This window comes from Nostoc sp. FACHB-152, from assembly GCF_014697475.1.
Classification (GTDB): Bacteria; Cyanobacteriota; Cyanobacteriia; order Cyanobacteriales; family Nostocaceae; genus Nostoc_B.
Genome location: NZ_JACJRV010000002.1, coordinates 376,344 through 397,439, shown reverse-complemented (window position 1 = coordinate 397,439; position 21,096 = coordinate 376,344). Strand labels below are relative to the sequence as shown.

Here is a 21,096-nt window from a genome sequence, read left to right as displayed (position 1 = left end):
CACTGGCAAGCTGGAATCTAGCAAAACGGATTTTTGCGCTGAGGTTCCGAGTTACTGTACCAGATTTTTGCTCTTATGTATTCTTACTAGTGCGAGAATTAATTTTCAGGCGAATTTAGAGGCTAGGGGCTAGGAAATTAGTCTGTAGGTTGGGTAAGCGTAGCGTAACCCAACAGCCACTGAACTATTTACTGTTTACTGTTAACTGAAACTACTCATCATTTAGAGTTTCAATCAGTAAATCTACCTGCTGTTGTCGCTGTTGCAAAAAGCTTTCACATTGACGTAAATACTCAACAGCAGTAGTAAACTGTTCAAAAACGTCTTCCAATTCCAACTCACCCGCTTCAATGCGAGAAATGATTTTTTCGATTTCTGTCACTTTCTCCTCGTACTTCCAGCCTGCGATCGCTTCAGTACTTTCAGTATTCGAGGAACTCTTGCGTTTAACCATTAATCTTTATGAGTTTTTGTAGTCACTTCAGTAACCTTAACTTTAACCTCTCCCTGTCCCAGTTGAACCAACAATTCTTGCCCGACAGTTAAATCATTAGCCGCACGCGCGATCGCACCATTTTCTTGTCTAACTACTGCATAACCGCGCTGCAAAACACCTTTCGGGTCAAGAGTTGCCAATTTTTGGCGTAACATTTCTAAATGCTGTGTTGCTTGTTGCGATCGCCTGTTGGTGATTTGCACAAGTTGCTGACGCTTCCAGCCCAACTTTTGCATTTCTTGTTTTACCTGTCTATCCAACCCTAAACGTTGCATCCGGTTACGGAATGTTTGCAGCCTATTTACAGCCGACTCCCTGACTTCATGCACAGCATCATACAAAGCATCAATTCGCTGCTGATGTTGAGCATACAACTCTGACAATGCAGGCACAACCCTTTCTGCTGCCGCCGTCGGTGTATGTACGCAAACATCGGCAACTAAATCTACTAACGATTCATCCCGTTGATGACCAATCCCAGTAACTACAGGAATAGAACAATCAGCAACAGCCCTCACAACGCGCTCATCGTTAAAGCAAGCTAATTCTTCCACTGCCCCACCGCCCCGTGATAAAATTAGCACTTCGGCGCGGCCATCTGCTTCTACCCGTGCGATCGCCTTGACTATAGACTCTGGTGCTTGTTCACCCTGTACCGTTGCTGGCGAAAATAATACCTGTAAACCTGGGTATCTCTGCTTGATGGTTTTTTGAATATCGCCCCAAGCCGCAGCCGTGGGGGAAGTCACAACAGCAATTGTTTGCGGATGAGGAGGAAGCGATTTTTTCCTTTGTGCGTCAAATAAACCTTCAGACTGCAAGCGATTACGTAATTGTTGATAGCGGAGTGCTTGCAAACCCACACCCGCAGGTAAAGCTTGCCAAACCGATAACTGATACTCTCCCCTTTGTGGATACAGGCGGATACTACCCAAAATGATGATCTGTTCCCCAACCGTGGGAACCTGCATGAGTTTTGGCACTTGAGTATTCCAGACTACACACTTAATTGCTGCTGTCCCATCTGGATCTTGGAGCGTGAAAAATAAACCACTACGATGGTGATTAGCACTGGAAACTTCCCCTGTGATCCAAACTTGCCGCAGTTGCTCATCTTGCTCTAACAGCAAGCGGATATAATCAGTTAAACCAGCAACAGAAAGGGCTGTATTTAAAATTACAGAGTCAGTAAAATCAGAAGTCATTAACAACGGCTCAATCAAGGGGGGCAGAATAAAAGCGCGAAACCTTTATCCAAATACTAACAAACGACATGGTGGAAGCCATAATAGTTGAGGGGGGTAAAGACTACTCAAATAAGGTGGCGATCGCGTTACGATGATGTCACGATTCTTTCTTAGATAAATCCTATTCCCGCATTTTCTGGCTAAAATAGTATATCTGTTCTACTCAAAATCCCAACCTAACACTCCATAAATCCATATATATAGATAGAGGCAGTAATGGCTATCAACACTGACACTTCCGGTAAGCAAAAAGCCCTGAATATGGTACTTAACCAGATTGAGCGCAGCTTCGGTAAAGGAGCAATCATGCGCCTAGGCGATGCAACCCGGATGCGAGTGGAGACAATTTCCACAGGGGCGCTCACCTTAGATTTGGCACTAGGTGGTGGTTTACCCAAAGGACGAGTAATTGAGATTTATGGCCCAGAAAGTTCTGGTAAAACGACAGTAGCGTTGCACGCACTCGCCGAAGTGCAACGGCAAGGTGGGATTGCTGCCTTCGTCGATGCTGAACACGCCCTTGATCCTACATATGCTGCGGCCTTAGGTGTAGATATTGAAAACTTGCTGGTGTCCCAACCAGATACAGGGGAGTCTGCTTTAGAAATCGTCGATCAACTGGTGCGCTCTGCCGCCGTTGACATCGTAGTTATCGACTCAGTAGCCGCGTTAGTTCCCCGTGCAGAAATCGAAGGTGATATGGGTGATGCTCATGTAGGCTTACAAGCCAGACTAATGAGCCAAGCTCTGCGTAAAATTACTGGTAACATTGGTAAATCTGGTTGTACCGTAATTTTCATTAACCAGTTGCGGCAAAAAATTGGCGTTACCTACGGTAGCCCAGAAACAACAACTGGTGGTAACGCCTTAAAGTTTTACGCTTCTGTGCGCTTAGACATTCGTCGGATTCAAACCTTGAAAAAAGGTACAGATGAATTTGGCAACCGCGTCAAAGTCAAAGTTGCTAAAAACAAAGTCGCACCACCTTTTAGAATTGCGGAATTTGACATTATTTTTGGCAAAGGAATTTCTATTTTAGGTTGTCTGGTCGATATAGCAGAAGAAACAGGCGTTTTGACCCGCAAAGGTGCTTGGTATAGCTACAACGGCGACAACATTTCTCAAGGTCGAGATAACGCTATTAAATACTTAGAAGAAAAGCCGGAATTCGTTGAACAAATTAAACAGCAAGTGCGCCAAAAGTTAGATATGGGGGCTGTTGTTTCTGCTAACTCTGTAGCTAAAGTCAATGAAGACGAGGAAGAAGAATACGAGGAAGAAGAATAATTTTGAACAAAAAGAACCCTGACTTTTTAAAGAAGTTGGGGTTCTAAACAAGGGCAATTTTTACCAATTAAATAGGATTGCTAGAGAAACAGTGAATAGTGACAAATAATAACTGTTCACTGTTTTCGCTATACCGAATAAGGTGGAACTTGGCTGAAAAAACGGTCTAAAATCTCCGCTTTTTGTTCTGTATTTAAGCCATCATATTCACTTTGATAATCTAAGTCAGAATTATTAGGAAATGGAAGAGTTTTACCTGAGATTTCAGGTGAATAACTTTCCATAGCAATATCAGTCAATGTTTCGTCAATCGAGCATCTTTTACGAGATGCCAACTGCATCAGTAACTCCATCGCCACTGTCGGGAGAATGCGGCAGCTATGATTGCAAAAGAAATCAAAACTAATATTGCCTAAACGGACGCGATCGCCATCTTTGAGTTTGATCTGGTGATAGACGCGTTCGCCATTTACAAATGAGCCATTGGTACTTTTGAAATCAACTAAGTAAAAGCCTGATTCATCATTAAGATCTAGATATTGGATGGCAGCATGGCGACGAGACATATGTTTATCGGCAACATAAATACCATTGTGGCGATCGCGTCCTAGCGTCCAAATTCGCTGTGGCTGTATTAAGGCTTCCGTTTGGTTGTTACCCAAATTAGTCACCAGATACACCCCAGATTCATCTACTATACCCTGCACGTAACTAGGTTTAAGCCTAGTTAAAGAAGGCTGAGATAAATTTTCTAGTTTCAGGATTTCTTCTAAAACGCTTGTGTGATTTTCATATATTTTGAGAAATACCTGATATAAATTTAATTTCTTTTCTATTTCTTTAGTTTGAAACTCAGCTACGCTAGCTGAGTTTTCTACTGCCAACATATGTGGCTTGCTGATTTCAATCATCAACTTTCTTCTCAGCCTACAATTAGGAACAGTTGTGTTTTTAGTTATTGTTGCATTTTAAAAATTTAGCAACTATACCTACTCAAGCTTTACGACCTTAACTACAAGCTCGACAATTTATTTATTGCTGCTCAGTAGAAATACCGTGAAACTTTTTATAAAAAAATTATTGATTATGGCACTTTTTTTTATTGTAATTACTACATTCTGTTTTTGAAAGATAGTAATTATTAAGAAAATATTAAGCTAGGTTTAAAAATAACATAAATAATAAATTGTCACAACAATTTTTCTGGCTGATTCAAACCCAGAATTGTTAAATCATCGTGATTTTGCCTTAGCTATCCCTTGTTTAGTTCTAATAATTTTTAGTTAAAAGAGTATCAATACAACAGTTTTTTATAGATAGAGTAAAATATTTTACCCTCTACTCTCTCACTGATCAAGCTGTAATTTACTTAATTAAAAAACTAGTATCTAACCAATCATAATAAGCCTCGTTTTCCATTGGGGCGTACTGTCATCCAATTAGTTTTAGCCAGTGCCAACTGCTCATCTAAAATTTTGGCTCCTGTAAGATTAGCACCGCACAAATTAGTACCGCGAAGATTAGCATTACTCAAATGGGCATGACTGAGATCGGCACCGCGCAAGTCGGCTCCTTCTAAATCAGCATGGTTGAAATAAGCTTTAGCCAAATTAGCATCCCTGAGATTAGCACGAGTCAAACTAGCCCTACCAAAATCACTATTGTGCAGGTTTGCTCCCTGGAGATTGGTATTTTGCAGTTGAGCCGAATGGAAATTAGTTTCTGATAAATCACAACCTTGTAAGTTGAGAAAGTTTAAATTATGTAAGGCAAAATCGCGCCTTCCTTTGAGATAGGCTGTTAATAAAGTTTGACTGTCTAATTTACGCCCAATCTTAGAATGTTGTGTATTAGCACCATTACTATTACTGTTAGGTAAAGTTGTTGCTTTCGTCATCGCTGTTTGACGTGTTCGCCCTGCATCAGAGCTAGCTGCTTCTGCTATTTTGGCTCGTCTAGCACGAATTGCTGCTGCTACCTGTGCAACTCCCGTGTTAGCAGCAGCCACAGCCGAAGGATTGCTGCATAAAATAGCAGAATTGTCTACATGGTGCGCTGCTTTAGCTTTAGGACTAGCATCAGATTTCACTAGCAAGCCTTTAGCTAAACTATCTAAATAAGGCTCCATTTCTAATGCTCTTAAGACATCAGTCGCTGATTGGTAGCGATTGCGAACAGAAACCTCTAACATTTTCCGCAATACGCTGGTCAAGTGGTCACTCACATAGACCAGCTGCTCCCACATCATTTCCCCTGTTGTGGGATTGTAATCTAAATCTTTAGGGGTTTTGCCAGTTAACAGAAAAATACAAGTTACACCTAGGGCGTAGATGTCACTGGCATAAACTGGACGCATAGCCATTTGCTCTGGAGGTGCAAAACCTGGAGTACCAATTGCATAGGCAGTTAATGCTGTATGTCCTGATTGGCTAGGCGCAGCTTGGGTAACTTGGTTTTTGACAGCACCAAAGTCAATCAGTACCATTCTGGCATCTTGTGAACGGCGAATTAAGTTGGCTGGCTTGATATCACGGTGAATTACCTTCTGTTCATGAATATATTGCAGTAAAGGTAAAATCTCACTCAAAAATTGTTTAACACCAACTTCGCTTAAAACCCCGTTGGCTTTAATTTCCTGCTGTAAAGTAGCACCACTGATATATTCCTGAACTAGATAAAATTGCTCTTGTTCTTCAAAATAATCTAGCAACCTTGGCACTTGAGGATGGTTGCCAATTTTACCTAAAGTTCTGGCTTCTCGCTCAAACAGTTCTCGCGCCATCTGCAACACGTGTGGTGCGTTTCCTGAGGGACGTAGTTGCTTGATTACACAACTCGGTTCTCCTGGTAAAGCTTCATCTTGAGCTAAAAATGTTGCCCCAAAGCCACCTTGACCTAGAGGTTTACTGACTCGATAGCGATCGCGCAGCAGTAGTCGTGAGTCACAAGACTGACACCTTATGCTATATGCCACGTTATTGGGATTGGGACAGGTAGGATTTAAGCAGTAGCTCATGCACTGTCAACTCGCTGCACGAATAATGGCTAGGAGCATTTACGCTCTTATTCAATTATTCAGAGCAAACTCCACTTTTGGCAGGTAATTTATGCTGGAAATCCTTTGAAGAGTTCCTAAAGTTTAATTGGTTTACCTAAGCAATCATCACCACAAAATAGCTAATTTGAAGAGCTAGCATCAGTAGAAATCAAGCTATTAGCATAATCATAACGTTTGAGGTAGAACTTCTACGTATTTTTACTATCACGTAAGTAGAGACGCGATATATCGCGTCTCTACTAGGTTTTTCTCTAACCTCTAACCCCTAGTCCCTAGCCTCTATTCTGAAGCTAAAACTCAGCATTTACTTAGAGGTTCGACATTACTTCCCGTGCAACTGCTAGAGTTTGGTTAATATCTTCTTCAGTATGAGCTAAAGCAGTAAACCCAGCCTCAAACTGAGATGGTGCTAAATAAACACCACGCTCTAACATACCGCGATGGAAACGTCCAAATTTGGCAGTATCTGACTTTTTGGCATCTTCGTAGTTATGAACAGGCCCAGAAGTGAAAAATAAGCCAAACATGGCACTAATTTGACCACCACAAGCTGCATGACCTGTTTCTTGAGCAATTTGCAGCAACCCGTCTGATAGTTTTTGAGTAATTCGGTCAAGATACTCATATGTACCTGGTTTTTGCAGCAATTCCAGCGTCTTAATGCCAGCTGTCATCGCCAAAGGATTCCCCGACAGAGTCCCTGCTTGATATACAGGGCCAGCAGGAGCAATCATTGACATAATATCTCTTCGTCCACCATAAGCTCCGACTGGCAAACCACCACCAATTACCTTACCCAGTGTTGTCAAATCAGGAGTAATGCCAAATTTCTCTTGCGCCCCACCGTAGGCAATGCGGAAGCCTGTCATAACTTCATCAAAAACTAATAAAGCCCCATGCTCATGCGTAAGTTCCCGTAGTCCTTCTAAGAACCCAGCATCGGGAGGAATAAACCCAGCGTTACCTACAACTGGCTCTAGAATTACACCAGCAATTTCGTCGCGGTGTTCTTCAAACAAGGCTTTGACTGCTTCTAGGTCATTGAATGGGGCTGTTAAGGTGCTACTAGTTGCTGATTTTGGTACTCCTGGCGAGTCTGGTAAGCCAAGGGTAGCCACGCCTGAACCAGCCTTCACTAAGAACATATCAGCGTGTCCGTGGTAGCAACCTTCAAACTTGATGATTTTCTCGCGGTTGGTAAAAGCCCGCATTAGCCGTAAAACAGCCATACAAGCTTCTGTCCCTGAGTTGACGAACCTGACCATTTCAATGCTAGGAACAGCATCAATCACCATCTCTGCAAGGACATTTTCTAGCACAGAAGGCGCACCGAAGCTTGTACCTTTTTCTAAAGCTTCGTGGAGTGCGGCAATAACTTCTGGATGAGCATGACCACAAATTGCTGGTCCCCAGGTGCCTACATAGTCAATATATTGGTTGCCATCAACATCCCAAATATATGCACCTTTAACACGATCAAAAACTATAGGTTGTCCACCTACAGATTTAAATGCTCTGACAGGAGAACTGACTCCTCCTGGCATAAGATTTTGCGCGGCGGCAAAGATTTCTTGTGATTTTGTGGTTTTAATTGTGGTATTTACCAAGGGACTCTCCTAAAAGTGAGGAATAAAAAAAGCTCTATCTTAGGATAGGGTTAAAAACTGCTCAGAATTTCTATCGTATAAAAATAGCTGAACCAGGAAAATAACCATGCTGTACAAGTCCAATGAAGACTTGCCGTTAGAAATTCGGAATCGATTATCAGAGGCATACCAGGAGCTTTACCGTGCAGCTTTTAACTCGGCTCTCCATTGGTATGGCGAAGCATCCAAAGCTCATAAAGTTGCGTTAAGTGCTGTTAGAATGCAGTCTGCAATGGAAAGAAATGCTGTTGTTTTAGGTTAAATGATAAGTTTTCATTTCAATAAAACATACCAGATGTACTATTGAGAATGGTATCGTGAATCCATTAGTCATAGTTATTAGAGCAAATAAGCTGGTATGTTTTCTACCGAACCGCACTCATTGCGCCAGGCCATTCCCGTTGAGAAAATTCGCTACGACGAACGGGGTTTGGTAGCGGCAATTGTTCAAGACTATTTAGATGGCACAGTCTTGATGATGGCGTGGATGAATCGGGAATCGTTGCAAAAGACTTTAGAAACTGGAGAAACTTGGTTTTGGAGTCGTTCCCGTCAGGAGTTATGGCATAAGGGGGCGACTTCTGGGCATATTCAGAAGGTGCAAAGTATTCGCTATGACTGTGATAGTGATGCTTTGTTAATTGTGGTGGAGCAATTAGGAGATATTGCCTGCCATACTGGTGAACGCAGCTGTTTTCACCAAGTAGAAGGAAAAATTAATCCACCGCCAGGAGATACATTATCGCAGGTGTTTCAGGTGATCTGCGATCGCCGCGATCATCCTACAGAAAGTTCTTATACCTCTAAGTTATTAGCCGGTGGCGATAATAAGATTTTGAAAAAGATAGGTGAAGAAACCGCCGAGGTTGTCATGGCTTTTAAAGATGATGAAGCAGATGCCATTGCTGGTGAAGTGGCGGATTTGTTATATCACACCCTCGTGGCTTTAGCACATCATCAAATTGATTTAAAAGCTGTATACCGGAAGTTACAAGAACGGCGGCGATGATGAATTGGGGAGTGGGGAGTTGGGAAAAAAGTATGAAGTATGAAATTTCTACCTTTTGCCTTCTACCTTCAGCAAATGACCGTTGATTATGGACTATTGACCAAGTACTTCAGACTTTTTGTAATTCTTATCATTAGCTGAAATTTTCCTCACTGATTCCACAGGGTTTCCACAGGTATTTTCGTAGTTTTCCACAGGTTTGAACGAAATGATCAGCACTTGCTGCTTTGTTGGGGATTTTGAATTGCCAGGATTAGCTGACTTAAGTGACTGAGTTTGTGTAAAGTAAAGTAACGAAAAACTGCTTGTAACCCTGATAGTTTCGTAAATATTTGTTTTCTTAAGAATCGTTCTTAACATTTCGCAGCATTGACAAACCTACCCCCTCTTAGCGCACAATGATTCGGCTGGCATTTTTTTTAGTTGATTGCGCTGGGGAAATTAACAGTTTCTTTAGATGCACAGGCAGATGGTATGTCAGCAATTTCGCTTGATTGGCCTTAGAGAAGGAAAATCTCATGAACGCAACGGTGAGCATTTTTACAGAAATTCCCGAAACACTGCATGAATCTCTCAAAACTTATTTAGAAACCCATCCAGATTGGGATCAAAACCGGGTACTGACAGCAGCATTATCACTTTTTTTACTTCAAAATGGAGAGAGCGATCGCCGCGCGGCTCGTGTCTATTTAGAAACTTTATTTCACCACTGCTAATGAAAAATGCCTGGTACAACTTCTGGGAAAAATTGAAGCTACCAGACATTTCAAAGCATTGGTGTCAGCTTTGCTGTTCTGAGTTATTTCTAAGTATGGACACGCCTGCCGTGTCCTCTAGATGGCTTTTAATAATAAAATAGCGATCGCTCTGCCGGGCAAAATCTTATGACTACCAACTCAGATAGATGATTCTGCACAGCAATTCCACAAATTGCTGTTTGCCAACAAGATTTGCACTGGCACAATATTTAATTTTGAGCCAGATTCATTAAAACATAAGTAGCTTTAGGGGTGCTGGCTTTCATGCTTAACTAGCGCCCTGCTACAATCCAAAATCATAGAACAGCCGTGCAGTAAATAATCTAGTTTTAAAAATTTTCCTAGTTAGAAAATTCTAGACTAGGAATTTTAAATTCAAGGGTTGGTTTCTAGCTGCGGGGCATGAGTAGGGCATTCAAACTTATAACCTACACCGCGTACTGTTTGAATTAATGCTGGTTGACTAGCATCGACTTCAATTTTCTTCCGAATTTGACCGATATGCACGTCTACAACCCGTTGGTCGCCAACATATTCATAATCCCATACCTCTTGAATGAGTTCGGCTCGTCGCCAAACTCTGCCAGGATGGCTGGCCAAAAAATGCAATAAGTCAAATTCCAGTGCTGTTAAAGGCACTGGCTGATTATTTAATGCCACTTCCCGTCGCACGGGATCAATCATTAGCTTTTCAAATACTAGGCGCTTCTGCTCTGCGGTAGTTACTACCCGTTGTCGCCGCAAAATTGCAGCAACTCTGACTTCTAGCTCTCCTAAACCAAAGGGCTTGGTGAGATAGTCATCGGCACCTTTCGCAAAGCCGCGAATTTTGTCAGCTTCATCCGCACGGCTAGTGAGCATAAGAACAAACACACCATTGCGACTTTGCATCTCTTGACAGAGGTTGAACCCGATAACATCTGGTAAATTTACATCTAAAATTACCAGATCAGGGTTAAATTGCTCGAATAGGGCTAAGGCAGTCTTACCGTCCTCAGCCGCCTCCACCTGATAGTTCTGCTTAATCAAAAAGCGTTGGATTAAGTTCCGAACCGCAGGGTCGTCATCAACTACAAGAATCTTGGCGGGAGCCATGACCATCACTTTGCACAAAAATTCGTAAGATTAACAGGACAATTGCGTAGACGCAGTTTCCACTTTGGGGTTGTTAAAGGATCTACAAGGCTAGTAAGTACTTTTCCTGATGAGCCAAATAATGGTGTAATCAGGAGCTTTTTCAATCAAAGCCAGAATATTTTGCTGGCATTACCTGCACTCTAAACGCAGGTATTTTAATTGTCAACTTGATAGCTAGTTGCCAATTAATTTGGCATTAGCCATAGTCGCTTTGTAACCTAGAAAAACTTCTTACTCCCAATTAGGTGGTAACTTAAAACTTTTCAATTCTAATATCGATATGGATATCGACACCACTGGTGATTATGAAGCTAATCCATCTAAGTTGCCTCAAGGTATGAGAAATTGCTAGATTTACAACATAAAATTTGTTTTTTTCATAAAAAATTAAGTTTTAAGTACTTTTAGTTCAAATTCTAGAGTATATTCCCTACTTGGCAACGACATGAGGGGATACACGGAGTTCTAGCAATATGTTAAAGTTGCTATAGTTAAAATTCCCAGGTCAGTCTAACTTACCCGTGCTACTATCCTGGTAGAGCATATCAGTTGCTCGAAACATTAGTTTAACTTAGGTAAAACTAAATTTGTTTTTCCTAAAGCAAAATACCGCTGCTGACTAAGGCTGAAGTATAAACTCCCATGAGCGATCAAAATCCCTACGAAAAACTTGGGGTGTCCGAAGATGCTAGCTTTGATGAAATTCAGGATGCTCGCAATCGCCTATTGGAGCAATACAGTGGCGATGGCAAAAGTGTGGAACTCATTGAAGCGGCTTACGATGCGATTTTAATGGATCGCCTCCGGATGCGCCAGGAAGGTAAAATTAAAGTCCCTGAGCGTATCCGGTTTCCAGAACTAAGAGTACAATTTCCTCCGAAAGAAGTCTCCACTCCTCGTGAACAGTCGCCTGCATGGCTACAAAGAATCATAGATCAGCCATCAATGGCAGATATATTGTTGCCAGGCGCTTGGTATTCGGGTTTGAGTGCTATTGGAATTTTTTATCCTGCCGCCGGTGCTCAAATTTTACAGTTAGCGTTAGTGGTAGGGGTGGGTGTTAGTGTTTATTTTCTCAATCGCAAGGAAGGTAAATTCGGTAGAGCCGTTTTGTTGACACTGATTGGTCTAATTGCAGGCTTAATTGTGGGAGGCTTACTGGCTAACTGGTTGTTACCCCAATTTGGTTTGATCAGACCGACGGCTGACCAATTTTCTACTGTGTTTACATTTATATTATTGTGGCTGATCAGCAGCTTTTTGCGGTAAGGTTAATAGTTTTGAAATAATAATGGGTAGCAACTAATTTGTGATCTAATTGCTACCCATTTTGCATTTAATAGTGATTACTTCAGAACTAAAGTTCGATTCTCTAAGATGAGAGCGACAGCCGAGCTTAAATTTGGCACAATCAGGTCAGGTTGGTATAGTTCTAGTTGATCGCGATCGCGGATACCAGACTCTACAGCCATAACTTTAATACCGTGTTTTTTCGCAGCTGTAATATCGGCTTCTGTATCCCCTACCATCCAGCTATCAGTAACAGGGGATAGTTCTTTTAACGCTTTTGCCATTAATAATGGCTTATCGTCAATGTCACGAGTCTTAACATAATCGTTAGTTAGACAATAACAGCGATTTTCGGGAAAAAACCTACCTAAATCAAATTTTTTAAAGGCAAAGTCTAACTCCCAAACCCGGCGCATTGTCATAACGGCCAAATCAATTCCCGCCTCTTGAATTTTTAACAATGCTTCTACAGCACCCGGTACTAGAGTGTCATAGTCAAAGTATTCTTCTGTATGTACTGTTTTCCGCCGCAGCTGAGAAAATTCTTTTGCTTGCGCTTCGTCAAGGCCAGAATTGAGGGCAATTTGGGTTTCGGGAACACGCGCTCTTTTCAATTGCCAAAATTCTGGTTTACTCAGTTGTCGTACCGCTTGGCCTGGACGTTGGGTTTTTTCTAAACAAAATTGATAAACACGGTAGTATCGTTCAGAAACATCAACAATGGGGCCGTCGAAGTCAGTAAATAGTCTTAGCATCGGCGGAATTTAAATGTTAATTTTCCTTAAGATTAGCTTACTTGTGTATCAATAGTCATCAGTCATTGGTCATTGGTGATTTTTTATTAGTACATAACTAAAAGTTATTATTCCTGGCACTCAGCTTAAGAAAGAGTACCGCGTTTGATTTGTTCGCTTTCAATAGCTTCAAACAAGGCGCGGAAGTTACCTTCACCAAAACCTTGAGCTTGGAAGCGGCGTTCAATAAACTCAAAGAAAAAAGTTGGCTGTTCAAAGATGGGTTGGGTAAAGATTTGTAACAGCAAGGCGTTGTGAGTATTTGCTTGCCAATCAACTAAAATTTCTTGTTGGGCGATCGCTTCCAGTTCTAAAGAAGATAGGGGAAATTCTGGCCGCTTTTTTAGCTGGGTGTAGTAAGTTTGAGGAACAGATAGTAAAGATAAACCACGACTTCGTAATTTGGCGATCGCACTGACAAGATTTGATGTTCGTAAAGCGATATGCTGAATTCCTGGGCCGCGATTTACATCGAGGAACTCTTGAATTTGGGAATTGCTAGAAGCTGGTTCGTTAATTGGTAATTGTACGCTGCCGTTGGGAGAAACCATCACTTGGCTGTACAAAGCCGAGCGCTCAGTTTTAATTTTAAATACCTGTTGTGGTTGCATATCGAGAATGTTGCTGTACCAAACCACAGCACGCTCTAAATCACCAATGGCTACGTTTAAAACGATATGATCTATGGCGGTAAAAATAGGGCGAGTCTCTTGTTGCAGTGGTCTGGTTTGGTCTTTTTCTATCAAGGTATGAGTCATACTACCCCAAGCCGCAATTTTGCTGCACTTATAGCCGGGATATTGTTGGATGGGTTCTAAGATTGTAGCTCCGTGTGCTACTGCTTGGGCGATCGCTGTTTCCAGATTTGGGACAGTAAAAGCAATATCTGCCACACCCGGAGGATGTTGATGCAGAAACTGGGCTACTGGACTGGTGGGTAATAATGGTGAAGACAGTAAAAAACAGATAGCACCGCTTTGCACCGTTTCTGTATGGGTGTGAGATGAACTTATCTCACTTGCTACTGCTGTAAATCCCAGATAGTCTACAAACCAATTCCGCCAAGCTTTGGCATTTTCTACATAAAAGTGAACGTGAGCAATTTCCATAAATCCTGAAAATCTAGCACTAGAGCTTATCTATGTCTAAATTTTGCCTTTTTTGCTAGATTATCAAGTCCTTCTTAAGCAGGAATTATGTAAGCATCCTACATCATCGAACCAGGATAAGCAAGAGTTTGGATTAAAGATTATTTAATAGCTATCTCCCATCCTTTTGGAGTTTCTCTGAGTTTAAAGGAATTACAAGATTGTACAAATTTAAGAAAATTACCACTTAATTGTAAGCTTTTAATTTGTTCTGTAATTGGTTTACCATATTGCTGCTTAAACTGGCTTCCTAAAGGCCCTATGTTAATGTAGCTTCCAGGAGAGTGAATAGTTAATTCATTAATAATATTCTGGAGTGCGTGTTCTAAATCTAATTTGGTAGCAATTTTAGACAATAATTGAGATTTATTATCACTTGCTCCTGGAGCATTTTGACTATTGACTGAGTTAGAATTGATTTCAAATAAGGTAATATAAACTTCGGCAGCTTGCTCAATTTGATGCAGTACAAATTCTGTAGGATGGTTAATAAAAATTTCTCTAGCTTTCTGTCCAGGAAAATGTTTAGCAACAACCTGACCGATAGTTAATTTATATTTGCTTTTATAATTTTTTGAAATAGTATTTAGCTTAATCCAAATATTTTGAGTCTGCTTTTGTTCTGCTTTAATTAATTCTTTGATTTGTGCAATAAACTGGGCGATCGTTGGAATTTCTGGGATAGAATTAGCAACCTGTCTGACAAGTTGACCTGTATAACTATTTAATACTGTGATATCTTCACCTTGTTTGCTCACCTGATATACCGTTAATCCATGTTGCTGTAGATGGTTGCAAAGGTTAATCATTACTTTATCTGAAGAACAGACTAAAACTTCTCTAGCCTTTGGGTATCTTTCGTGAATAGATGAGCCAAAAGTGATCATTTTTCCGTCAGCATTATCTTTACCCACAGGCACATGAATTAAATCGTAACCACGCCCATGTAAATCTATATCTAGTTTGCCCATGCTGCACCAATTTGCAAAGGCAATTTTAATTTGAATCGGATAAGTACAAACGGTTGTTAAAAATTTTTCAGTTTCAGTGTTAATTTGTAAATTTTCTGCATCTAATAGCAAAACTGCTATCTCGGTTTTGCTAACAGAGGCGAGGCTAGAAGCTGGTTGTTCTAACTTAGATGACTTGATATGGGTGACATTACCTGAGCCATTTAGCTCAGTTTGTGTGGCATAGCTCATAAAATACCGTATGACAATCTGGCTCAGATCCTTAATTCATATCCAAGACAGTAAATTATCCATGTTATATCTAGGTAATAAAGTCTCTGATAACCGTAAAACTCCTTAAAATCAATACTAGAGTTGTTCTAATTTTGTCAAATTAAATTAGTAATTGCTCATAAGATACAGCGTTTTTCGGTTGAGTGCAGTACAAGTAGATAGGGGCTAGAGGCTAGAGGAACGTACCTCATTGGGATGAAAACTGCTGTAAAACAAATCGAATAAATATCTATACAAAAATTTAAATATTTACATAGTTTATTTACCACAACCGAGACGTGCCAAGACATATTCACGAGTGCGTGCATCAACGGCACTAGAAAAGATTTTCTTTGTAGTCCCAAATTCAACCATGTGACCAATGCGATTTTCATTAGTTTGAAAAAAAGCAGTGAAATCAGATACGCGCGTGACTTGCTGCAAGTTATGACTAATAATTACCATTGTCAAGTTTGATCGCAAACGCAAACTCTGAATTAAATTTTCAACTTTCATACTTGCGATGGGGTCAAGACCAAAACAAGGCTCATCCATAAGCATTACTTTGGGTTTAACTGCTAAAGCACGAGCAATGCAAAGCCTCTGTTGTTGTCCACCAGAAAGGTCTAAAGCAGATTTATGCAATTTATTTTTCACTTCATCCCAAAGGTCAGCAGCTTTAATGGCAGATTCGACAATCTCGTCTAACTCTACTTTTGGTCGCCATCCTAAAATTTTTACCCCATAAGCAACATTATCGTAAATACTCATGGGAAAAAGATTTGGTTTGGGAAGGACTATACTTACTTGGCGACGTAAACGATTTAAATTAACTCGACGTTCATAAATATTTTGATTATAAAATTCTACTCTGCCTTCAACCTGGACTTCTGCTTCTAATTCATTAATACGGTTGAGGCATTTAATAAATGTAGACTTACCACAACCACTAGGGCCAATAATTGCAGTTACTTTGTCTTGGTAAATATCGATTGACACCCCTTCGATAATTTTTTGGGTGTTGTAGTAAAGGCTGAGATTTTTGACTTTGATTGCTGGAATAAGTTTATTCATGCTGAAAAAAGTGTGTAATAAATTTTAAGCTAATGCAATCAGAAAAATCTATGGCTCTGTATTACTACGCTGCTTTCAATATGAAATGTTTATATTTATCACTCTGTTATACAGCAAATATACTGTTAGTATATATTTGAATTGGATTTAGATAATAATTCATTTTTAATTTTAATATAGTTTGTAAAATATAATACAACATAATTTGATGTATTTTTATGAGGTCTTCATTAAATATTTAGTATTAATTTTAGATTCATTATTATCAGTAATTTACGCTTAAATATATTATTACGCTTCGCATAAAATTCCCAGGTTCTATTCTTTTAAAACTTAAATAAATTTTCTCTACCATTACTTTCATTGTTTAACCCTCTTCTGTCACTTTTACTGGAGAATAATCTAGGATGCTTACAGCATAAGACTTTTGCCGAAAAAGCTTGATTCCAGTCATTTTATTAGAAAATAAACGCTCAAATGTCCGTTATATCTACAGTTGAAAATTTAGCTTTGATTTTTCTTTTCTCAGAGTGACACAACAGGGTTAAGTAACTTAGAGGATTGCACTAATTCAGCAGAAACCGAAAAGCTATGACCTACACAATAGTCAAGCTAGTCGTAGTTAACCCACACAACTGGTTGATATTGAATTGAAGCGCGATCGCATTTACCTATATTTTTTGTGTTATCTACTCTGAGTATGAGCGATGAGAATTAGGATAAGTGTTTTCCTAATTCCCAGAGAGAAATTACCGCCAATCTTCCCAGTTTTCGTTAAAAATTGAGGTGTCAGGGAAGGCGATAGGGTTGCCATTTTGCTGTAATAAATTTCTGAAGGCTTGCAGTTGTGGTTCTGCTTTTGGCAAATCATTTACCAGTTGGTAGGGTGCAATATTATTTTTGAGGGCGAAAGTTGCTACTGTCCCCGCCGCCGCACCAGAAGACCATTCAAAGGAGTGTACTCGATAGGCAGCAGAGGCAATATGGCTAGTAGCAATACTTTTACCACCAACTATTAAATTGTCAATTTTTTGGGGAATCATTGCCCGTAACGCAATTTGGAAGGGGTAAGCTTGTCCAGCACCGCGTCTTTCTCCGGGACGTTCTTGATTACCAGGGGTTTCTGGTGGGCTTTGAACCATACAAGGGTGAAAATCAATGGCATAGTGACCAATACCCACAGAGTCAGGGAAGATAGTAGAACGACTACGGCGTAATGCTTTATCTGGTGAGACTTGACCACTAATGACTGATGCTGCTTCTAAACCGGCTAATGTCGCTTTTAACTGGCGATACATATCTGCTGGTAGGGTTTTGCGATAATACTCATCGTTGTAGTTGCGGCGAGATATATCAACTTCCCAAATTGTAAAGCCTTGGGGTTGTCCCCAACTAGGACGACCAATTATCCGCCTTGCTTCTCGCATATAGGGATATTTTGACAAGCCATGCGCTGTTCCCATTGGGGATTTTAGCCCAGTTAACAATCTGTTATTGGTTCGCGGTTGTTTCACTCCTTCACCCAACTGAGAATCTGTGGTTCCTTGTACTAGCCAGTAATAGTAAGCAAGGGCATTCTCTTCGCCTCTACGCAGGGTTTCTGTGCGTAGCCCCCCCATCCAACCACCTGGTTTTAACTGCCCAGTGCTTTGCAATTGTTGGCGAGTATAAACTAAGTTATCGTTGGGGGTTCCAGGGCGGTAGTCGTTACCCCAAGTCCAGTTCTGCATGGAGATGTCCCCTGGTGTAGGCGCAGTAAATCTCACGCCTTTAAATTGCGTGGGTTTCCCTTTTTTCGGACTCCAAATGCGTCGGTAGGTAAAAACTAAGTCAAAGTTCGCCAGTCGCTCTAATTCATAGCTGAAATATGGTGAATATTGTAAATAAAATGGGGGCATTTTTTGGGGTTGTGGTTCCTTAGTTGCCTCCATTGCAAAGGTGTAAGTAAAGCCTTGAGTACAATAGGGGTCGTTGCTGCTGCTGGAAGAAGATGGTTCGAGAAAGGAACGCCCATCAATACCTAAGCGGTAGGGGACATCAGCTAGGGCAATAATTTCGCCAGTTTCGCTGGTATCAACAACGTACCATTTGGGAGAATTGCTTGTAGTTGATTTTTTAGCAACCTTGGGAACAAAGCGGATAATATTTTTGGTCAACCGCGATGAGTTTTGGTAGCGATAGGCATCTTCAATGGTTGCGGAGAGGGTGGCGGTATTGAGGGGTGGTGCGCCTTTGGCTGGTTGATGTTGAATAGCGATCGCACCATCGATAATTTTCCCGTTAGGATTAAGCTGGAGTTCCTTAATTACAGTATTGGGGAACCAAGCTAATTTACCTTTGCCCTTTTTCTCGGCATCTTTTAACATTTGGAACAGAACAGTGTGAGCATCGCGGGGCAAAAAACAAGAGTCACTTACCCAACAGTCACCAGGGTTTAGCTTACCGTAATGCCGTTGAATACGGTTGCGTAATTCTAAATAACCACGAGAATAGAATTGGCGATCGCGTTGAGTAGGTCTTTCATCTAACGCAGATGTCCCCTGGGAGGAAATTTGTCCCCCCACCCAGTCGGTAATTTCTGTCAGACACACTGTTCTACCAGCTAATAACCCCTCGTAAGCTGTAGCCGCTCCAGACAGTCCACCACCTACTACTAAAATCTCACAATTAACAGTTTTATCTGGCGTTCTCGGCGGTGCAGCCACAATAGTAGAGTCAGGTATAAGATAGGTTGAAATTGAGCTAAGACTGAAGAGTATTGCTTGAAAACCAGCTACTTTGTGTCTGCGCTTCATGATTGAAACTCTTTCTACTCCTGTGCCAACTTGTAGACGGTACCATTCCACAATTGTTCACCACAAGTCACTATAGACAGTTGGCAAAAATTTCTAGGGAAGCAAATTTTGTCCACCTTACATGGTGCAGCGATTATGAGCATAACCAACCGATAACTAAATTCTGTTATGGATTAGGAAAAAGGCACACCGCCTCTAGAGATTTTTGATCCTACTCAAAGGCTACTCAAAAAAGGCTGGAAAGGCTTGATTATGCGTTAGGTGGTAATTCCAAAGGAACTGGCCCTAATAATCCCTTACGAAAATCTGTTAAAAGTTGCCTTGCCGTTCGCTCAACATCACCCTGATAACGATGTTCTGCCAAGGCTTCTAAATATGATTCTCCTGTATAGGATGTAGATTCAAAGTTGTAACGTAACTGTAGCGGTGATTCTGGTAATAAATTATTCTCTGTAATGTGGATTTCATTCAGGAAATCTACTAGTGCAGATGCTACTAACTGGTTATCGTAAGATGCTTGGCCAATGTCATCACAAATAGCTAGTTTTAGTGCTGCTGCTTGATTTTCCAATCTAGAGGGGATGACACCAGGAGCATCAAGCAATTGTAACTCGTCAGAGATACGCACCCAGCGCAAGTTACGTGTTACCCCCGGACGCGCTGCACTTTCCACCACTCGCTTTCCCAAAAGGCGGTTAATTAAGGCTGATTTGCCAACGTTGGGAAAACCAATCACCACAGCGCGAACAGGACGGGGTAACATTCCCCGATCGCGTCTTCTTTGATTCAATTCTACTCCGGCAGCTTGGGCAGCTTTAGCGATCGCATTTACTCCTTGACCGTGTTGGGCATTAGTAAAATAAGGGACTTCGCCTTGACTTTTGAACCAATTTGTCCATATTGATCGGACTTCGGGCGTAATCATATCTAAACGGTTGACTACCAAAATCCGCGTTTTATTTCCTACCCACTCGCCCATTTGCGGGTGGTTGGTCGCTAGGGGAATTCGCGCATCCCGGACTTCTAAAACTACATCTACCAGCTTTAGCTGTTCTTTGAGATTCTTTTCCGCCTTGGCAATATGCCCCGGATACCATTGGATGAGATTTAATTTATAGTTGTTCGTGATAGCCATATTCAATAAATTAGGGAGTGGGGAATTGGGAGTGGGGAAAACAAGAGGAGAAATAACAAATGACCAATGACTATCGACCATTGACTCCCTTAGCTTGATGCAGAATTAGACGATTACCTTCAGGATCGTAGGCATAAATTTCTCGTCCGTGGGAAGCGATAGAGATGTTTCCAGGTGGAGAATAGCCTAAATTTGTTAAATGTGCGATCGCTGCTTCTAGGTTACTCACCTCTATACACAAACTTATCTTACTTTTAGTTGAGTTCTCGAATTCTAACTCTTGACTTTTTTTAGGGTGAAAAATACCCAATCTCACCCCCGTCAGCTGAAACTCTGCATAAACATTGGGAATCAGAGTCTGAGGAGCTTTTGCGAACAACCGGGTATAGAAATCTACTAAAATATCGTGATTAACTGTTGCGATCGCCACATATGCCTCAGTATATTGAAAAGCCATTAATTTGCTGTAGCTGGTTGATGTTGTAAATCGCGTACCTGATCGCCCAAAGTACGCAGATTTGAGGCAAACTCTAGCAAAATACCATCGGGATCAAAGAAATAAATCGACGAGATAAACGTAGTTTCATCAGGTTCGGGAACAAAGCCAGAAGGCACATCAGCATGATGTAAAACAGGAGTTACTTGTACACCTTTAGCAATAAGTTTTTCTCTATACTCTTCTATTTTTTCTCCAGGAACATTAAATGCCAAATGGTTTAATGAGCCATGTGCTGTGGTTAGATTACCAGTTTGCCAAACATCAGGACTGACAGATGCAATACCGGGTGCGGCTTGTGGTGCATTGGGAAACCAGAAAAAAGCCAAAGCATCACCATTACCGATGTCAAAAAAGAAGTGCTGGCCACCATCAGGTAGAACGATAGTTTTGATGAGCTTCATTTCTAGCGTGTTTGTGTAAAAATCCACAGTTCGTGCCATATCTTTACAAACTAAAGCGATATGGTTGATTCCCTTAATTTGAAACTCTGTCATAATTTT

Annotated in this window: 19 protein-coding genes; 5 read left to right on the top strand and 14 right to left on the bottom strand. The window is 41.0% G+C overall.

Annotation, left to right across the window (positions count from 1 at the left end; all coding sequences use genetic code 11):
• Positions 1–211: 211 nt before the first annotated feature.
• A complete protein-coding gene (gene xseB, locus H6G76_RS03785; protein ID WP_190695544.1) occupies positions 212–454 on the bottom strand; it encodes an exodeoxyribonuclease VII small subunit in 243 nt (80 codons plus the stop codon).
• Positions 454–1,701, bottom strand: a complete 1,248-nt coding sequence (gene xseA / locus H6G76_RS03780) for an exodeoxyribonuclease VII large subunit (RefSeq protein WP_190695541.1) — start codon at positions 1,699–1,701, stop codon at positions 454–456. Before xseA ends, xseB begins: the two co-directional genes overlap by 1 nt.
• Positions 1,702–1,959: 258 nt before the next feature.
• Between xseA and recA the strand changes: the two genes are divergently transcribed.
• Complete coding sequence (gene recA / locus H6G76_RS03775; RefSeq protein WP_190695539.1) at positions 1,960–3,030, top strand: recombinase RecA; 1,071 nt, start codon at positions 1,960–1,962, stop codon at positions 3,028–3,030.
• A gap of 128 nt (positions 3,031–3,158) precedes the next feature.
• On the opposite strand, the gene H6G76_RS03770 is transcribed toward recA, so the two are convergent.
• The 3 genes from H6G76_RS03770 to hemL form a co-directional block, all read right to left on the bottom strand.
• Complete coding sequence (locus tag H6G76_RS03770) at positions 3,159–3,941, bottom strand: FHA domain-containing protein (protein WP_190695536.1); 783 nt, start codon at positions 3,939–3,941, stop codon at positions 3,159–3,161.
• A gap of 485 nt (positions 3,942–4,426) precedes the next feature.
• The gene (locus H6G76_RS03765) at positions 4,427–6,046 is read right to left on the bottom strand and encodes a serine/threonine-protein kinase (RefSeq protein WP_190695533.1); all 1,620 of its coding nucleotides are present in this window, start codon (positions 6,044–6,046) and stop codon (positions 4,427–4,429) included.
• Between the two features lie 350 nt (positions 6,047–6,396).
• Positions 6,397–7,695 (bottom strand): glutamate-1-semialdehyde 2,1-aminomutase, encoded by a 1,299-nt coding sequence (gene hemL / locus H6G76_RS03760; RefSeq protein WP_190695531.1) that lies wholly within the window; start codon positions 7,693–7,695, stop codon positions 6,397–6,399.
• Positions 7,696–7,801: 106 nt separating this feature from the next.
• On the opposite strand from hemL, the gene H6G76_RS03755 reads away from it, so the two are divergent.
• The 3 genes from H6G76_RS03755 (at position 7,802) to H6G76_RS03745 (ending at position 9,459) form a co-directional block, all read left to right on the top strand.
• Positions 7,802–7,996: a ChaB family protein gene (locus tag H6G76_RS03755; RefSeq protein WP_190695527.1), complete on the top strand. Its 195-nt coding sequence runs from the start codon at positions 7,802–7,804 to the stop codon at positions 7,994–7,996.
• 96 nt (positions 7,997–8,092) lie between these two features.
• Complete coding sequence (hisIE, locus tag H6G76_RS03750) at positions 8,093–8,743, top strand: bifunctional phosphoribosyl-AMP cyclohydrolase/phosphoribosyl-ATP diphosphatase HisIE (protein ID WP_190695524.1); 651 nt, start codon at positions 8,093–8,095, stop codon at positions 8,741–8,743.
• Positions 8,744–9,261: 518 nt separating this feature from the next.
• The gene (locus H6G76_RS03745; RefSeq protein ID WP_190695521.1) at positions 9,262–9,459 is read left to right on the top strand and encodes a DUF2811 domain-containing protein; all 198 of its coding nucleotides are present in this window, start codon (positions 9,262–9,264) and stop codon (positions 9,457–9,459) included.
• Positions 9,460–9,876: 417 nt separating this feature from the next.
• On the opposite strand, the gene H6G76_RS03740 is transcribed toward H6G76_RS03745, so the two are convergent.
• Entirely contained in the window at positions 9,877–10,596 is a 720-nt protein-coding gene (locus tag H6G76_RS03740; RefSeq protein WP_190695518.1) for a response regulator transcription factor, read from the bottom strand.
• A gap of 684 nt (positions 10,597–11,280) precedes the next feature.
• Here H6G76_RS03740 and H6G76_RS03735 point away from each other — a divergent pair.
• Positions 11,281–11,907 carry a CPP1-like family protein gene (locus tag H6G76_RS03735; RefSeq protein WP_190695515.1) on the top strand — a complete coding sequence of 209 codons (627 nt, stop codon included), beginning with the start codon at positions 11,281–11,283 and terminating at the stop codon, positions 11,905–11,907.
• A gap of 77 nt (positions 11,908–11,984) precedes the next feature.
• On the opposite strand, the gene H6G76_RS03730 is transcribed toward H6G76_RS03735, so the two are convergent.
• The 8 genes from H6G76_RS03730 to H6G76_RS03695 all read right to left on the bottom strand — a co-directional run bounded on the left by H6G76_RS03730 (position 11,985) and on the right by H6G76_RS03695 (position 21,090).
• Positions 11,985–12,683: an HAD family hydrolase gene (locus H6G76_RS03730; RefSeq protein WP_190695513.1), complete on the bottom strand. Its 699-nt coding sequence runs from the start codon at positions 12,681–12,683 to the stop codon at positions 11,985–11,987.
• 125 nt (positions 12,684–12,808) lie between these two features.
• Positions 12,809–13,831, bottom strand: a complete 1,023-nt coding sequence (hppD, locus tag H6G76_RS03725; protein WP_190695511.1) for a 4-hydroxyphenylpyruvate dioxygenase — start codon at positions 13,829–13,831, stop codon at positions 12,809–12,811.
• 140 nt (positions 13,832–13,971) lie between these two features.
• Positions 13,972–15,072: an NYN domain-containing protein gene (locus tag H6G76_RS03720; protein WP_190695508.1), complete on the bottom strand. Its 1,101-nt coding sequence runs from the start codon at positions 15,070–15,072 to the stop codon at positions 13,972–13,974.
• Between the two features lie 300 nt (positions 15,073–15,372).
• On the bottom strand, positions 15,373–16,167 hold the full coding sequence (locus H6G76_RS03715; RefSeq protein ID WP_190695505.1) for a phosphate ABC transporter ATP-binding protein: 795 nt from the start codon (positions 16,165–16,167) through the stop codon (positions 15,373–15,375).
• 749 nt (positions 16,168–16,916) lie between these two features.
• Positions 16,917–18,962, bottom strand: coding sequence for an FAD-dependent oxidoreductase (locus H6G76_RS03710; RefSeq protein ID WP_190695609.1), 2,046 nt, complete (start codon positions 18,960–18,962; stop codon positions 16,917–16,919).
• 250 nt (positions 18,963–19,212) lie between these two features.
• Entirely contained in the window at positions 19,213–20,097 is an 885-nt protein-coding gene (gene ylqF, locus H6G76_RS03705) for a ribosome biogenesis GTPase YlqF (protein WP_190695504.1), read from the bottom strand.
• Between the two features lie 70 nt (positions 20,098–20,167).
• Positions 20,168–20,554 carry a VOC family protein gene (locus H6G76_RS03700; RefSeq protein ID WP_190695501.1) on the bottom strand — a complete coding sequence of 129 codons (387 nt, stop codon included), beginning with the start codon at positions 20,552–20,554 and terminating at the stop codon, positions 20,168–20,170.
• Positions 20,554–21,090 (bottom strand): VOC family protein, encoded by a 537-nt coding sequence (locus tag H6G76_RS03695; RefSeq protein ID WP_190695498.1) that lies wholly within the window; start codon positions 21,088–21,090, stop codon positions 20,554–20,556. The genes H6G76_RS03700 and H6G76_RS03695 overlap by 1 nt, the downstream gene beginning before the upstream one ends.
• Between the last annotated feature and the right edge of the window lie 6 nt (positions 21,091–21,096).

What these genes read in the sequence shown, in the direction of transcription:
- xseB (WP_190695544.1), bottom strand. Translation starts at nt 454, where the DNA reads ATGGTTAAACGCAAGAGTTCCTCGAATACTGAAAGTACTGAAGCGATC.
- xseA (WP_190695541.1), bottom strand. Translation starts at nt 1,701, where the DNA reads ATGACTTCTGATTTTACTGACTCTGTAATTTTAAATACAGCCCTTTCT.
- recA (WP_190695539.1), top strand. Translation starts at nt 1,960, where the DNA reads ATGGCTATCAACACTGACACTTCCGGTAAGCAAAAAGCCCTGAATATG.
- H6G76_RS03770 (WP_190695536.1), bottom strand. Translation starts at nt 3,941, where the DNA reads ATGATTGAAATCAGCAAGCCACATATGTTGGCAGTAGAAAACTCAGCT.
- H6G76_RS03765 (WP_190695533.1), bottom strand. Translation starts at nt 6,046, where the DNA reads ATGAGCTACTGCTTAAATCCTACCTGTCCCAATCCCAATAACGTGGCA.
- H6G76_RS03755 (WP_190695527.1), top strand. Translation starts at nt 7,802, where the DNA reads ATGCTGTACAAGTCCAATGAAGACTTGCCGTTAGAAATTCGGAATCGA.
- hisIE (WP_190695524.1), top strand. Translation starts at nt 8,093, where the DNA reads ATGTTTTCTACCGAACCGCACTCATTGCGCCAGGCCATTCCCGTTGAG.
- H6G76_RS03745 (WP_190695521.1), top strand. Translation starts at nt 9,262, where the DNA reads ATGAACGCAACGGTGAGCATTTTTACAGAAATTCCCGAAACACTGCAT.
- H6G76_RS03740 (WP_190695518.1), bottom strand. Translation starts at nt 10,596, where the DNA reads ATGGCTCCCGCCAAGATTCTTGTAGTTGATGACGACCCTGCGGTTCGG.
- H6G76_RS03735 (WP_190695515.1), top strand. Translation starts at nt 11,281, where the DNA reads ATGAGCGATCAAAATCCCTACGAAAAACTTGGGGTGTCCGAAGATGCT.
- H6G76_RS03730 (WP_190695513.1), bottom strand. Translation starts at nt 12,683, where the DNA reads ATGCTAAGACTATTTACTGACTTCGACGGCCCCATTGTTGATGTTTCT.
- hppD (WP_190695511.1), bottom strand. Translation starts at nt 13,831, where the DNA reads ATGGAAATTGCTCACGTTCACTTTTATGTAGAAAATGCCAAAGCTTGG.
- H6G76_RS03720 (WP_190695508.1), bottom strand. Translation starts at nt 15,072, where the DNA reads ATGAGCTATGCCACACAAACTGAGCTAAATGGCTCAGGTAATGTCACC.
- H6G76_RS03715 (WP_190695505.1), bottom strand. Translation starts at nt 16,167, where the DNA reads ATGAATAAACTTATTCCAGCAATCAAAGTCAAAAATCTCAGCCTTTAC.
- H6G76_RS03710 (WP_190695609.1), bottom strand. Translation starts at nt 18,962, where the DNA reads ATGAAGCGCAGACACAAAGTAGCTGGTTTTCAAGCAATACTCTTCAGT.
- ylqF (WP_190695504.1), bottom strand. Translation starts at nt 20,097, where the DNA reads ATGGCTATCACGAACAACTATAAATTAAATCTCATCCAATGGTATCCG.
- H6G76_RS03700 (WP_190695501.1), bottom strand. Translation starts at nt 20,554, where the DNA reads ATGGCTTTTCAATATACTGAGGCATATGTGGCGATCGCAACAGTTAAT.
- H6G76_RS03695 (WP_190695498.1), bottom strand. Translation starts at nt 21,090, where the DNA reads ATGACAGAGTTTCAAATTAAGGGAATCAACCATATCGCTTTAGTTTGT.